Below are 13818 nucleotides of genomic sequence, written 5' to 3'. Positions count from 1 at the left end.
GTGCTCCTCCTAACTATCTTTCACATTTTTCATAGTAGCATAGTTGAGCATAATCATCTAAGGAAAAATCAAAGAACAAAAGCGCAAGCGCCGGTCATTCCCGTATTACCTGTGCCCACATAAAGTGGCGGTTTCAATCGAACATCCTTAATGAGATAAAGGAAAACACGTAGCGTCAGTTGTGGGAAGTTTGACTAATGTAGAACTATTATCGTAAGGAAATCGATGTGCAGCATCAGGCAATGGGCGCTGGACGTGGCTGTTTAGGTGTCTAGTTATCAATAGCCATTGAAATCTATAGTTTCCTAAACAATTAAAAAGCATTTCCAAATAAGGAAATGCTTTTTAGTCTATGCTTCTTTATTTTTTGGTAATTGTTCATATTTCATTTCAAACCTTGACTCAATTTTTTCTAAGACTGATTGATCTTCCATGATTTCCTTTCGATTTTCAATTAGTAAATCATTATAAGAAAGCCTTCTCTTTAAAGAAATAAAAATCCACTCCTTTTTAAAGAAGTATTCCCAACTAATAGAAAATTTATAAACCTATTTTAACTTTCAAGCATATCTTCCATATAGTTATACGTCATTGGCCCAACTTTTTTCCCTTGGATTATCCCATTTTTTCCAATAAAATAAGTAGTAGGTATAACATTTATTTTTACATATGTCTCAAATACATTTGATTTTTTATCTAATAATATTGGGTAGGTATAATTGTACTTATCAATAAAATCCCGTACAACATTAACACTTGTCTCTTCGCCAGTCACATTAACTGCAAGTATTTCAACCTCATCAGAATGCGTCTCATAAAAATTTTGCATTTCAGGCATTTCTTCTTTACATGGGGGACACCATGTAGCCCAAAAATTCAGAAAAACTTTTTTCCCACGTAAATCGGATAGCTTCACTTTATCTCCAGCTAATGTTTCTAATTCAAAATCCGGTGCTTGCTGACCAATTTCAAGTCCAGACTCAACTGGTGAATAAATTGCTGTGCCCCCATTATTTGCACTATTGGTTACGTCGGTTTCTTTTTGAATACTGCTCCCATTTGTATTTATTACATTTATAATCAAAAGACCTACTAAAAGCATTAATATTCCTGTTGCAATTGCTTTTTTAATCATGCCTTCTCTCCTCAAATCTTTACCGGAATATGTTTATTAATTAATAGTAGTGATGAATAAGAGAAATGTAAAGTAACTTGCGATAAAGTTCATTCAACGTTCATAAGAATGTGGTTGTTTATGTATCAAAGTTATCGATAGCCCACGATTTTAAACTTCCTAAAAGACAAAAAAACTCCACACCACTTGGTGAAGAAGTTTTTTTAAAAAAGATTATGCTTTTAATTTATTTCGTAGAACCATTTGTAAAATACCGCCATGGCGATAGTAATCAATTTCTATATCACTATCAAAACGAGCGATCACTTCAAATTCAGTAATTTTTCCATTTTCATCCGTAGCAGTAGCTTTTACTAAGTCCTGCGGTTTTACAGTTTCATCAATTTCTATATTAAATGTTTCTCTACCAGATAGTCCTAATTTATCAGCACTATCACCTTTTTTGAATTGTAATGGTAGTATGCCCATCATTACCAGGTTTGAACGATGAATACGTTCAAAACTTTCAGCAATTACAGTTTTAATACCTAACAGGTTTGTACCTTTTGCAGCCCAGTCACGGGAACTTCCCATACCATAATCCTTACCACCCATAACAATTAAGCCAGTACCATTTTCCTGATATTTCATTGAAGCATCATAAATAGGCATAACTTCTTCAGTTGGCCAGTAGGTAGTATATCCCCCTTCTGTTCCAGGTGCCAGTAGATTACGAATACGAATATTAGCAAATGTTCCACGCATCATTACTTCGTGATTACCGCGGCGTGATCCATAAGAGTTGAAATTACGAGGTGAAACCTCTTTTTCCTGTAAATACTTACCTGCAGGCATATCTTTTGCAATTGCACCTGCCGGAGAAATATGGTCAGTTGTAACTGAGTCACCGAATAAACCAATTGCACGAAGTTTATTTAATGGCTTAACTGTACCTGCTTCTTTGGACAATCCTTCAAAGAATGGTGGATTTTGAATATATGTTGATTCATTATTCCATTTGTATAAAGGTTCATCAGTTGTATTTATTTCATTCCATTTTTCATTAGAATCAAATACGTTTTCGTACTCTTTACGGAAAATTTCAGGTTTAACAGTATTTTCTACCTGTTCCTTAATTTCCTCCATTGTTGGCCAAATGTCTGTCATGTAAATGTCATTTCCTTCGCTATCTGTACCAAGTGGTTCAGTTACAAGATCAATGTCAACCGTTCCAGCTAAAGCATATGCAACTACAAGTGGTGGTGAAGCTAAATAGTTTGCTTTAACAAGCGGGTGAATTCTTCCTTCAAAGTTTCTGTTACCAGATAATACAGAAGAAACTATTAGGTCATTATCAGCGATCGCTTTTTCAATTTCTTCTTTTAAAGGACCAGAGTTACCGATACATGTTGTACAACCATAACCAACTAGGTTAAATCCTAATTTGTCTAAATAAGGTGTTAACCCAGAATCTTCTAAGTAGCGAGTAACTACTTTTGAACCTGGTGCAAGTGAGGTTTTCACATAATCAGGTACAGTTAGACCTTTTTCAACAGCTTTTTTAGCAATTAATCCTGCCCCTAACATTACATATGGGTTAGATGTGTTTGTACAAGATGTAATAGCTGCAATCGCTAGAGCACCAGTTTTCATAACAGATGTACTACCGTCCGAATAGTTAACTGTAGCCTGTTTATCAAATTCTGACTTATTTAAACCAAATCCTTGGTTTCCAGCTGGAGCTGTAATTGCCTTGTTAAATTCCTTTTTCATTGCAGAAAGTGGAATTAAATCCTGTGGGCGCTTTGGACCAGATAAGTTTGGCTCAAGATCTGATAAGTTAATCTCAACTAGCTCTGTATATTCAGGATCTGGTTGATCTGAAGAATACCATAAGCTGTTTTCTTTACAATATTTCTCAACTAAATCAATATGGTTTTCTTTACGTCCAGTCAATCTTAAGTAGCTCAAAGATTCTTCATCAACTGGGAAGAACCCACATGTTGCACCATATTCAGGTGCCATATTTGAGATTGTAGCACGATCAGCTAGAGGCATATCCTTAAGACCAGGACCGAAGTATTCTACAAACTTGCCAACAACACTTTTTTCACGTAAAACCTGTGTTACTTTTAATGCTAAGTCAGTAGCAGTAGTTCCGTTTGGATAGCTACCTGTGAATTTAACACCGATAACTTCTGGGACCGGTAAGTATGAAGCTTGACCTAACATTCCAGCTTCTGCTTCAATACCACCAACACCCCAGCCAAGAACACCAAGTCCATTGATCATCGTAGTATGTGAGTCAGTCCCAAATAATGTGTCAGGGAAAGCATTATAGCTTCCATCTTCGTTTTCTAATTCATGGACGACATTAGCAATATATTCAAGGTTTACTTGATGAACAATACCAGTTGCTGGTGGAACTGCACGGTAGTTGTCAAATGCTTTCTGTGCCCAATGTAAAAATTCATAACGTTCACCATTACGTTGGAATTCTAAATCCATATTAGCCTGTAATGCACCTGCTGAACCATATTGGTCTACTTGTACCGAATGGTCAATAACTAAATCCACAGGAACTTCAGGATTAATTTTATCAGGTTCGCCACCTAGGTCGACCATTGCTTTACGCAGTGAAGCAAGATCTACAACTGCAGGTACACCTGTGAAATCCTGTAAAATCACACGTGAAGGCTTAAATGGTACATCTACACCTTCACCCTCTTTTGTTCCCCATTTGGTTAGACCTTTTACATGTTCATCTTTAATCACGTGTCCATCATGCTGACGAATGATAGATTCTAACAGAACACGAATTGAGAATGGTAGTCTGCCAACATTGCCGATCCCAGCCTCTTCTAAAGCTTTCAGTTGGTAATAATTATATGTCTTACCATTAAGCTCAAACTGCTTTTTTGCCTGAAACGCATCATTTTGTGTCATTATGTGTATTACTCCCCTCACTCTTTATTCGTCGAAGACTTATATTATTGCACGGTTAAATCTAGGACAAAGCTATTAATCTTTCTTATTTATCTTAAATGAAAAAGGCATATAAAACAAATGTTATATGCCTTTTACCGTATATTAAAATATTATTCAAAGTGATAAGCTACAGTTATACTCAAAATATAATAATGATAAAGTTAATTATACCAATAATTTATTAAAGCTACAGTGGTAAGATAATTTTAAATGTACTTCCCTTATCCATATTCTGTTCAATCTCCAGTCTTCCATCATGTTTTTGCAAAATTTGATTTGATATCATCAAACCAAGGCCAGTCCCACTTTTTTTTGTTGTGAAAAACGGTTCACCTAACTTATGGATGATTTCTTCAGGAATCCCAGGTCCATCATCTATAATTGCAACTTCAAGTTCTAGTTTATTTTCGGTAATAATAATTTCTATTGTGCCTTTTTCATCCATTGCTTCAATTGCATTTTTAACAATATTTATTATTACTTGTTTAATTTGTGATCGGTCACAATATATACTGTGTTTACTTTGTCTTGTCCATTTAATATCTACATTTTTCAAGCGCGCTAGAGGTAACAATAACGCTACAATTTCGTGAATCATTACCTCTACCACTTCCTGATTCCTATTATTAGTTAATGGTTTAGAGATAAATAGTAGTTCAGAAGTAATAGTTTCCATTTTCTCGATTTCATCAATCATAATTTTATAATATTCTTCTTTTCCATTTACGCCTGCCTGTAATAATTGCATAAACCCTTTTAAAGATGTTAGTGGATTCCTTATTTCGTGAGCGATTCCTGCAGCTAATTGTCCAGCAACAGACATCTTCTCTGACCTTACCATCATTTCCTCGGCCTCTTTTTTGTCAGATATGTCTTTGAGCATGGAAACAAAATAATGACTGTCATCATCATTGTTTTCTAGTTTGGAAATCGTACATTCGGTCCAAATGTATTTACCTTGTTTGTTCCTTATATTGATATTGAAAGTGTGGCTATCATCTTTTTTTTCGGTGTCCGCATAATACCTTTTTATGTTAGTAACATCTTCTGGAGAAACTAATTCAAACCATGATTTATCTTCTAAGTCATTCTTTGTATACCCTAATATACGTTTAATAGAGTTAGAAAAAAACATAGCTTTCCCAGTGTTATCCCAAATTGAAATTAATTCATTGCTATTGTTTTCAATCCAATTGATTATATCAGGTGGTAGTTCGCTCATTTCTGAATAGATTTTTCGGTTTATTTCATTTTCATCAGAATACGAACTATCTACATTAGCCTGATGTTTTCGCTCCGTAAAAGAATTAGATTTCATCGCTTCACCCCTAGTTACAGATTCCAACATAATTTTTGTGTATAATTAATATATATGATGTTATTTTAAAAAATATGTCACTTGTAAGAAAGTCTATGTACTTTTATAATGAAAGAGTATGAATGATGTTAAAGACTAAGGAAAAGATTACTAATTATTAGTAATCTTACTATACTTAGCGAAAAAAATATATCTTTTATATAATTTATTAGTGGAAAAATTAGAAAAAAGGTGATTATATGTCATTGTTTATCGAATACTTAATTATACTTTGGGGATTTTTGTTAATTGGATTGATGGGAATCGGCGGTTTTTTCATGTTTCGCAAATTTCTAAAAAAACTTCCTAAAGAGGATGGTAAGTCGAATATGGATTGGGAAGAATATTACATGGACAAAACAAGGCATATGTGGGGGAAGAAAGAAAAAGCACTCTTAGAAGAACTAGTGACACCAGTTCCGGAATTATTCCGGGATATTGCGAGGCATAAAATAGCAAGCAAAATAGGAGAAGTAGCACTTCGTAAAAACAGGAAAAAAATTACTGAAGATGTTTTAATTGAAGGATACATTGTTGCTACACCAAAAAGAGATCATAAATTTTTAAGGAAAAAACTTGCTGAAAAAAACATAGATGTCACACCATATGAACCCTATTTTTAATTACTAACTTAGTCTGTCACTGCGTAGGTTTCTTTGTATCTCACCTTAAGGAAAGGGTCTTTTCGTATGTTTTGTTGCTGTTTAATCTCGCAGTTGATAAAAACATAGGATTCATAGTGGAGGCGGAATACGTAGACTCCTGCTTAGAACAGCACGTGTCCGAAGACCCCGGAAGAAGCGTTCTTTGCTTCTGAGGAGAATAAGGCCGTTCCCGCGGAAAGCAAAGTATTCTGTCGGAACGGCGTCGAAAAAGTATTCACTATGTCGCAGATTATAGATTTTGTGTTTAAAATCAACAATCTTTTAGAAAACAGTATAAGGAAAAAACTCTGGTTCCCTTTTAATTGAATGGGAACCAGAGTTTTTATGTATTAATGCACTTCTGTATATTTTAATCGTTTTTCTAATTTTTTGTACTTGATTAGCATAGCGATTCTCCAGGATATTATCATACCAAATGCTAATAAAAAGAACATGCCACTGGTTTCATATAATGAAATTGAACCACTGAGTGCTAATTTTAAAATGATCCGTAATAGTAATAAACCAAAAAGAATTAATGCAAAAGACTTTGATGGTATAAGATATATATTGTTTTGTTTTATCTCAAATTTTGAGCCATAGATCAATAGTATGGAAAACGCAATACCAACCAAAAGAGCTTCCAGCACTTGACTCCACTCAATTCGAAATTCTGGGAAAATAAACATCAATGCCCCTGTACTCATAAATAATGGTGGCAAAATAATTTTCTTAACAGAAGCAGGTTTTTTTGCAGATTTTAAGCGCAGGAAAATCGCTAATACTGCCATACACATTGCACCTATTGAACTTACAATAACCCAAAACATATTTATCAACTCTTTCACTGGCTTCAATTATAAGCTTTTCGCTATTATCCAATTTATTATTTATGTAAAACCCTCTCGATAGTATCAATAACCCTATTCTCATCAAAAGGTTTTACAATAAAATCACTAGCCCCTATTTCGATGGCTTCCAACACAACTTTTTGTTGGCCCATAGCAGAACAAACAACAATTTTAGCTTGCGTATCGAATTCTCTTATGGCTCTTAAAGCATCAATTCCATTCATAACTGGCATTGTAATATCCATTGTGACAATATCCGGTTTCAACTCTTTGTACATTTCAATAGCCTCTTTACCATTCTCAGCTTCTCCAACTATTACATAGTTTTCATTCTGTAACATAGTAGTAAGAGTAACCCTCATAAACTTTGCATCATCAACAATAAGAACATTTGTCATTCTGTCATTTCCCCTAACAACACTTATTGATCATTCGCAATAGATAAAATGATTGTAATGGTAACACCTAAAACAGTTATAAAAACCCCAAGGTCAAAAATCATAGCTGTAGCTAATTCAATTTTACCAAATATAGGAATTGTAAAATAACCATATGTCTGAGACAAAAATGGAACCTGAAATATGAATGAACCAATACCTGTAGATAGTGCTATAAGCAACCCGACAGGTATCAGCATTTTAAAATTAACTGGTAATATTTTTTCTACAGCCTCTATACCGTATGACATATACATCAAAAGAATGGCTCCAGAAGTTACTAGTCCTCCTACGAATCCTCCACCTGGTGCATTGTGACCAGCTAACAACAAATAAACTGCAAATCCTAATAGTATAAATGCTATAAGTGATGTCGTTGTTCGGAGTATTAGGTCATTTGGTTTATACATCAGTAATGCTCCTTTATTTTATATACTAATACAATCGAATTGAAAAATCTATTAAAATCCTGTGAAGCCGAATGTGCCAGCTAAAAATGATGTAAGTTTAGTCATCCAATCAAAGAATAAAGCAATCCCCATAAGAATCATAACATATCCACCTATTTTAACCATTTTTAGACTATTCTTTTTAATCCAGGATAATTTTCCGATAAAAAAGGAAAGAATCAAAAATGGAACTGAGAAGCCCAGTACATAACTAATCATCATGACCATTCCAAGGTCCGGATTTGTTGCAGCAAGTGAAATTACAACCATTAAAATTGGCCCCATACAGGGTGTCCACCCCAGCGAGAAGGCCATACCAATAATGAATGAACCAAAAAAACCTGATGGACGATTTTTAAATGTTATTTTTTTATCTTTCATAAGAAATTCAAAGTTCAGTATTCCAACTACAACTAATCCAAAAAACACAATTAAAATTGCTCCAATTTGTCTGATTAAATCATTGTAAGTAGTTAGAAATTCTGATACGAATGTTGAGCCGAAGCCAAGTACAATAAATATACTTGAAAAACCAAGCAAAAAAAATATAGTATGTAATATACTCTTTTTCTTTAACATAACATTATCGTCTTTTATTTCACTAACACTCATACCGGTGATATAGGATAAGAAAGCGGGATATAGTGGTAACACGCAAGGTGAGATAAAAGATAGAATTCCAGCACCAAATGCAACAAATATATTAATTTCTGACATAGTAGCCCTCCAAAAAACATTCGCTTATTTAATATTTAGTTTAACAGAAACAGAAAAAGATTCAGTTGTGGAATTTGACAATAATACAACATTTGAAATACCCCTTAATACTATCAAGTATTAAGGGGTAAGATACAGTATTATGCCTATTGTACATAATAACTACTATTTGCTCTGGTTGTTCATTGAACGCATCATTTGATTAATTTTCTTTTGTGATGGTTTTTGACCCATTTGCATCATCATAGTTCGTAGCATTTGTTCGTTGATTGGTGGGTTTTTCTTTAAGTAATTCATCATATATTTTCTTGCTATGAAGAAACCAAGAGCAACTCCAGCAATTAGAGCTACTACGGCAATTAATACGACCCAAATCGTGCCCATTTCAAGCCTTCCCCCTTCGTGTTGTCTCTCATACAGTATAGTAAATTAAAGAGTAGAATACAATACTTCCTCATTTAAATGACCCTTCATCTTTGTTACTGGTGAAATCCAACCATAATTATGTAATTCATTATCCAATACAAATAAAGATGGATGGAACAATTGTAAGATAGGAAATAACAGCGCTTCCGCATCTATTAGCATATCACATCGAAAGTCTATCTGTTTTTCACTAATATGTAAAGAGATATAGTGATTATTATGCATTATTTCTAGTACGTTTCTACCATCTTTTACTATAGCTTTATTATTATACAATGTTTTTATTTTCTTATTCAACTCTTTTTTACAAAAAAAATAGGTTATTTCATTAAATTGATCATCTAGAACCTTATTATGGTCATTTTGGTGGTATTGTTTTAAAAAACGATAAAGAATTTCACTTCTATAATAATAACGTTCTGCAAATTCATTTCTTATAGGATAAATAGAATACGTATTCAACAATATCACTCCTTTTATTACTATTATACGTATTCTATTTTCAAAAAAGTGTCATAATTAGTTGCGTATTATCACTAGTTTTGTCGAAAGTAAAAGGTCCTAACCATTGTTAGGACCTTTCTTCACTATCTAATTAAGTTTTCTACATTTTCAACGACGTTGGCTACAGTAAAACCATACTCTTCTATAACTTTGTCACCTTTTGCAGATGCGCCAAAAGTATCAATTCCAAGAACAGCACCCTGGTCTCCAACGTAACGTTCCCAGCCAAACGGTGAAGCCATTTCAATTCCTAGGCGTGCTTTCACCTGTGGAGGAATTACCTCGTTTTTATAAGCAGTATCCTGCTCGTTAAAACGATCCCATGAAGGCATACTCACTACATTAACATGAATATTTTTAGCTTTTAGCTCTTTTTGTGCAGCTACTGCCAATTGAACCTCAGATCCCGTTGCGAGTAGTAATGCATCAGGAGTTTCTTTTTCACCTTTACTCACCACATATGCACCCTTTTTAACGCCCTCATAAGCCTGCTCTTTTGTTCCTTCAAGTGTTGGGAGTCCTTGCCTAGTTAATACTAAAGCAGTAGGTCTGTTGGTTGATTCAAGCGCTAGACGCCATGCAGCCTGTGTTTCATTTCCATCAGCAGGGCGAATTAATGATAAACCAGGCATTGAACGAAATGCAGACAAATGCTCTACTGGTTCATGTGTTGGACCATCTTCTCCAACTGCTATAGAATCATGAGTGAACACATACGTTACTGGAAGGTTCATAATAGCTGATAAGCGGACTGCTGGACGTAAATAGTCACTAAACACGAAAAATGTACCAGCGTATACTTTAAGTCCTCCATGTAGTGCCATACCATTTAATGCTGCTGCCATTGCAAATTCCCGAACACCAAACCAGATATTCTTCCCAGCATAGTTCTCACGGGAGAAATCAGTTTGATTGTTAACTGTCGTTTTATTTGACCCAGCTAAATCAGCACTTCCTCCAAAAAGATTTGGAAGTTTTTCAGAAATCGCATTGAGCACTTCACCAGATGATGCGCGGGTTGCTAGTTTATCTTTTTCCGGTTGATAAACAGGTAAATCTTTTTCCCAGTCTAATGGTAACTCTCCGTTAATGGCTAGTTCCAGCTTTTGTGCATCTTCAGGATATTTTTCTTTGTAAGTATCAAATAATTGATTCCAGTTTTCTTCTGCATCTTGCCCGCTTTTACCAACTTTTTCATCGAAATCTTTATAAACTTCTTCTGGAACATGGAAGTCTTCATGTGGCCACTGATAAGCTTCCTTTGTAAGTTTAGCTTCATCAAGACCAAGTGGTGCACCATGTGATGCAGATGAAGCTGATTTGTTAGGAGAACCAAATCCTATAACTGTTTTCACCTCTATTAAAGTTGGTTGTTCACTATTTTCTTTTGCTTCTTTAATTGCATTTCTAAGTGCATTTACATCATTTCCATCTTCTACACGGATAACTTGCCACCCATATGCTTTAAAGCGTTGTTCTGTATTATCAGAAAATGAACGATCTAATTCCCCATCTAATGAGATATCGTTTGAATCGTATAATGCGATTAATTTACCTAAACCTAAATGTCCAGCTAGTGACGCAGTTTCATGCGAAATGCCTTCCATTAGATCACCATCACTAACAAGTGCGTATGTATGATGGTCGACAATAGATAAATCATCTTTGTTAAACGTTGCTGCAAGATGTGTTTCTGCCATTGCCATACCAACTGCCATAGCAACACCTTGTCCCAATGGTCCAGTTGTTGCCTCTACACCGTCAGTATGATGCACTTCAGGATGTCCAGGTGTTCTTGAATCCCATTGTCTAAAGTTCTTTAAGTCATCAATTGTTACATCGTATCCAGCTAAGTGCAATAAACCATATAACAGCATAGATCCGTGTCCTGCAGATAAAACAAAACGATCTCTATTAAACCATTTTGAGTGTTTAGGGTTTTGATTCATAAAATCCGTCCACAATGTGTACGCCATTGGAGCAGCACCCATTGGTAAACCAGGATGGCCTGAGTTTGCGTTTTCAATTGCATCAATTGCTAGTGTACGAATAGTATTTATTGATAATTGTTCAACATTAGTAGTCATATTGTTTCCCCTTCTTTGTGGAACTTGTTTTAATCCTCTTCAATTCTATAATGAAATACAAGTTGTAACAAGTGTCATGTTAACAGTTTCTGTAAATTTAATCTTTCTTGTCCTTCTTTTGCATATCTTTGACCTTTTTAGGTGTAACATCATTGCCCTCTGGATCCATCACTGTCATGGTTTTAAATTGATTTTTAAAAGATGATCTGACATTACCAAGATATTCCTTACGTAATGCTTTTTGTTCAGTTTTTTCTTTTTCTGTTAATCCTTCAGACTTTGACTTCTTTGCGAGTTTATTAATGCGTTCTAACTTTTCTTTAGAAATCATCTTCTTACCTCCTAACATATAAAAAAGCACGAACTTTAAACCAGTCCCTGCTCATTAATATTACCGTTCTATGCTCGTTAATTCAAGTATTATGATATTCTTGATATCTGCGATGTACAGTTGCTTTTGACACATTGTATCCTAAGCCGTTTAAAGTCACTGCAATTTCTTCAAATGTTAACTTATGCCCGCGCAATCGAACAACCTCATTAATAGGAAATTCCTTGCGTTGTCTACCTGAAGACAGGTTACGATTAGATAAATTTTTAGCTGGATCATAACCTTCCTTGATTGCTTTATTTATTCCCCGTTTAATTTTGATGTTATGTATCTTTCGTTGATATTCCTCTACTACACCTACAATTTGTAAAACCATAGAATCAGATTCAGATAACTCAAGAACACCATTATGAATTCCAGTATATATAGATACATTTAACTTATTTAGTTGGTGGAACAGTGCAATTTTCGTGTTACCCCGTCCCAAACGTGTTTCATCTTGAATTAATAAACATTCAGCCTCTTCATTGGCGAAGTACTCGAGCATTTCAAAAACGCCATCCCGTTCTATTTCATACCCACTAGCTTGTTCTTTTATAATTGCTAAAACATTCATACCGTTTAGATGTGCAAGTTCTATTAACTCCTGTTCTTGTCTTTTTAAAGATGTTTCTTGCTCTTTTTTGTCAGTACTTACACGACAATACAATATAGTGTTCACTGTTCATACGCTCCACATACTAGTTTTTTCAATATCCGTTAAGCACTCATAATCATAGAAAAGTATAAAAATCCTAAGGTCAATGCAAAAGCTACTAAATAAAATGCATCAGTTTTGGTTACTTTATTAAACATTAAAATCAACCCTTTCTAATTTTAAGAACCCCTGTTCGCCTCTAGTAATAGACTACACCGAACGTATGGTCTTGTCAACTGTTATTCGAACGGATGTTTGCTTTTTTGGGAAAATGTGATAAACTATTATTAATAAATCCTATGCGTGAGGTGTTACATAGATGACAAAACTATCTAAAAGACAAGAAACAATTCTTGAATATATTAAAGATGAAGTAAGTAAAAAAGGTTATCCGCCATCTGTTAGAGAAATTGCTTTGGCAGTTGGCCTTGCATCCAGCTCAACCGTACATGGTCATTTGTCAAGGTTGGAAAGTAAAGGATATATAAGAAGAGATCCAACAAAACCACGAGCTATTGAGGTATTAGATCTTTCCCTAGAGAGTAACGTCCCAAGAGAAGCAGTTAGATATGCTCCTGTAATTGGAAAGGTTACAGCTGGTGTACCAATTACCGCCGTTGAGAATATTGAAGAATTTATACCACTACCAAGTTCGTCTTCGTCACCAGACGATAATATTTTTGTATTAATTATTCAGGGTGAGAGTATGATAGAGGCTGGAATACTAGATGGGGATATGGTAATTGTAAAACAGCAGAACGTAGCTCAAAATGGAGACATTGTCGTAGCTATGACTGATGAAGATGAGGCAACTGTAAAACGTTTCTTTAAAGAGAAAGACCATATACGATTGCAGCCAGAAAATGCTACAATGGATCCATTAATCTATCAAAACGTAACTATTTTGGGTAAAGTAGTGGGATTATATAGAAATATTCATTAAAATATAAACCCCTGACACGCTTTTGTGTCAGGGGTTTATTATGATAAAAATTCTACCCTGAACGTCAAAAACACAACATTCATGACACCATATTGTCATCTGATCCTAGTTTAATAACTTAGAAGTAGCAAACATCTAAACCTGGGTGCACTGCTTATTTTTTTTCCCTTGCATAAAAGCCTGAACGGTAACAAGCTAATTCGCATAATTTATTCAAAGGAGGCAATCTCTGATGAACAGAAAAAGCGAGAATAAAAAGGATAATTTAAAAAA

General features: G+C 34.6%; 15 protein-coding genes. 2 read left to right on the top strand and 13 right to left on the bottom strand.

Annotated elements, in window-relative coordinates:
- Positions 1-350 precede the first annotated feature (350 nt).
- The 4 genes from ACOI1D_RS07180 to ACOI1D_RS07165 form a co-directional block, all read right to left on the bottom strand.
- Positions 351-494: an FbpB family small basic protein gene (locus ACOI1D_RS07180; protein ID WP_422500516.1), complete on the bottom strand. Its 144-nt coding sequence runs from the start codon at positions 492-494 to the stop codon at positions 351-353.
- A gap of 59 nt (positions 495-553) precedes the next feature.
- Positions 554-1135, bottom strand: coding sequence for a redoxin domain-containing protein (locus tag ACOI1D_RS07175; RefSeq protein WP_422500426.1), 582 nt, complete (start codon positions 1133-1135; stop codon positions 554-556).
- A gap of 213 nt (positions 1136-1348) precedes the next feature.
- Positions 1349-4060 (bottom strand): aconitate hydratase AcnA, encoded by a 2712-nt coding sequence (gene acnA, locus ACOI1D_RS07170; RefSeq protein ID WP_422500424.1) that lies wholly within the window; start codon positions 4058-4060, stop codon positions 1349-1351.
- Positions 4061-4289: 229 nt separating this feature from the next.
- The gene (locus ACOI1D_RS07165) at positions 4290-5420 is read right to left on the bottom strand and encodes an ATP-binding protein (RefSeq protein ID WP_422500422.1); all 1131 of its coding nucleotides are present in this window, start codon (positions 5418-5420) and stop codon (positions 4290-4292) included.
- A gap of 239 nt (positions 5421-5659) precedes the next feature.
- Here ACOI1D_RS07165 and ACOI1D_RS07160 point away from each other — a divergent pair, with 239 nt between their 5' ends.
- Positions 5660-6082 carry a DUF2621 family protein gene (locus ACOI1D_RS07160; protein WP_422500420.1) on the top strand — a complete coding sequence of 141 codons (423 nt, stop codon included), beginning with the start codon at positions 5660-5662 and terminating at the stop codon, positions 6080-6082.
- 371 nt (positions 6083-6453) lie between these two features.
- On the opposite strand, the gene ACOI1D_RS07155 is transcribed toward ACOI1D_RS07160, so the two are convergent.
- The 9 genes from ACOI1D_RS07155 to ACOI1D_RS07115 all read right to left on the bottom strand — a co-directional run bounded on the left by ACOI1D_RS07155 (position 6454) and on the right by ACOI1D_RS07115 (position 12626).
- On the bottom strand, positions 6454-6933 hold the full coding sequence (locus tag ACOI1D_RS07155; protein WP_422500514.1) for a CcdC family protein: 480 nt from the start codon (positions 6931-6933) through the stop codon (positions 6454-6456).
- A gap of 56 nt (positions 6934-6989) precedes the next feature.
- Entirely contained in the window at positions 6990-7352 is a 363-nt protein-coding gene (locus ACOI1D_RS07150) for a response regulator (RefSeq protein ID WP_422500418.1), read from the bottom strand.
- Positions 7353-7375: 23 nt separating this feature from the next.
- On the bottom strand, positions 7376-7801 hold the full coding sequence (locus ACOI1D_RS07145; RefSeq protein ID WP_422500416.1) for a Na(+)/H(+) antiporter subunit B: 426 nt from the start codon (positions 7799-7801) through the stop codon (positions 7376-7378).
- 51 nt (positions 7802-7852) lie between these two features.
- Entirely contained in the window at positions 7853-8557 is a 705-nt protein-coding gene (locus ACOI1D_RS07140; protein WP_422500414.1) for a cytochrome c biogenesis CcdA family protein, read from the bottom strand.
- A 165-nt stretch (positions 8558-8722) separates the two neighbouring features.
- Positions 8723-8941: a YneF family protein gene (locus ACOI1D_RS07135; RefSeq protein WP_422500412.1), complete on the bottom strand. Its 219-nt coding sequence runs from the start codon at positions 8939-8941 to the stop codon at positions 8723-8725.
- Between the two features lie 45 nt (positions 8942-8986).
- Positions 8987-9445, bottom strand: a complete 459-nt coding sequence (gene sirA, locus ACOI1D_RS07130) for a sporulation inhibitor of replication protein SirA (RefSeq protein WP_422500410.1) — start codon at positions 9443-9445, stop codon at positions 8987-8989.
- Between the two features lie 125 nt (positions 9446-9570).
- Positions 9571-11574 (bottom strand): transketolase, encoded by a 2004-nt coding sequence (tkt, locus tag ACOI1D_RS07125; protein WP_422500408.1) that lies wholly within the window; start codon positions 11572-11574, stop codon positions 9571-9573.
- A gap of 97 nt (positions 11575-11671) precedes the next feature.
- Entirely contained in the window at positions 11672-11905 is a 234-nt protein-coding gene (locus ACOI1D_RS07120; protein WP_422500406.1) for a DUF896 domain-containing protein, read from the bottom strand.
- A gap of 82 nt (positions 11906-11987) precedes the next feature.
- The gene (locus ACOI1D_RS07115) at positions 11988-12626 is read right to left on the bottom strand and encodes a YneB family resolvase-like protein (RefSeq protein ID WP_422500404.1); all 639 of its coding nucleotides are present in this window, start codon (positions 12624-12626) and stop codon (positions 11988-11990) included.
- A gap of 295 nt (positions 12627-12921) precedes the next feature.
- On the opposite strand from ACOI1D_RS07115, the gene lexA reads away from it, so the two are divergent.
- On the top strand, positions 12922-13545 hold the full coding sequence (gene lexA / locus ACOI1D_RS07110; RefSeq protein WP_422500402.1) for a transcriptional repressor LexA: 624 nt from the start codon (positions 12922-12924) through the stop codon (positions 13543-13545).
- The last annotated feature ends 273 nt before the right edge of the window (positions 13546-13818 follow it).

Origin of the sequence: Virgibacillus sp. DJP39 (genome assembly GCF_049310925.1) — a bacterium.
In the GTDB taxonomy this organism is placed as follows: Bacteria; Bacillota; Bacilli; order Bacillales; family Amphibacillaceae; genus Virgibacillus_F.
The sequence above is the reverse complement of the archived record's forward strand: the minus strand, read 5'-3'. Positions and strand labels throughout refer to the sequence as shown.

Bases quoted from the DNA above. Each gene is read 5' to 3' on its own strand.
- ACOI1D_RS07175 (WP_422500426.1), bottom strand. From the start codon at position 1,135: ATGATTAAAAAAGCAATTGCAACAGGAATATTAATGCTTTTAGTAGGT.
- acnA (WP_422500424.1), bottom strand. From the start codon at position 4,060: ATGACACAAAATGATGCGTTTCAGGCAAAAAAGCAGTTTGAGCTTAAT.
- ACOI1D_RS07165 (WP_422500422.1), bottom strand. From the start codon at position 5,420: ATGAAATCTAATTCTTTTACGGAGCGAAAACATCAGGCTAATGTAGAT.
- ACOI1D_RS07160 (WP_422500420.1), top strand. From the start codon at position 5,660: ATGTCATTGTTTATCGAATACTTAATTATACTTTGGGGATTTTTGTTA.
- ACOI1D_RS07155 (WP_422500514.1), bottom strand. From the start codon at position 6,933: ATGTTTTGGGTTATTGTAAGTTCAATAGGTGCAATGTGTATGGCAGTA.
- ACOI1D_RS07150 (WP_422500418.1), bottom strand. From the start codon at position 7,352: ATGACAAATGTTCTTATTGTTGATGATGCAAAGTTTATGAGGGTTACT.
- ACOI1D_RS07145 (WP_422500416.1), bottom strand. From the start codon at position 7,801: ATGTATAAACCAAATGACCTAATACTCCGAACAACGACATCACTTATA.
- ACOI1D_RS07140 (WP_422500414.1), bottom strand. From the start codon at position 8,557: ATGTCAGAAATTAATATATTTGTTGCATTTGGTGCTGGAATTCTATCT.
- ACOI1D_RS07135 (WP_422500412.1), bottom strand. From the start codon at position 8,941: ATGGGCACGATTTGGGTCGTATTAATTGCCGTAGTAGCTCTAATTGCT.
- tkt (WP_422500408.1), bottom strand. From the start codon at position 11,574: ATGACTACTAATGTTGAACAATTATCAATAAATACTATTCGTACACTA.
- ACOI1D_RS07120 (WP_422500406.1), bottom strand. From the start codon at position 11,905: ATGATTTCTAAAGAAAAGTTAGAACGCATTAATAAACTCGCAAAGAAG.
- lexA (WP_422500402.1), top strand. From the start codon at position 12,922: ATGACAAAACTATCTAAAAGACAAGAAACAATTCTTGAATATATTAAA.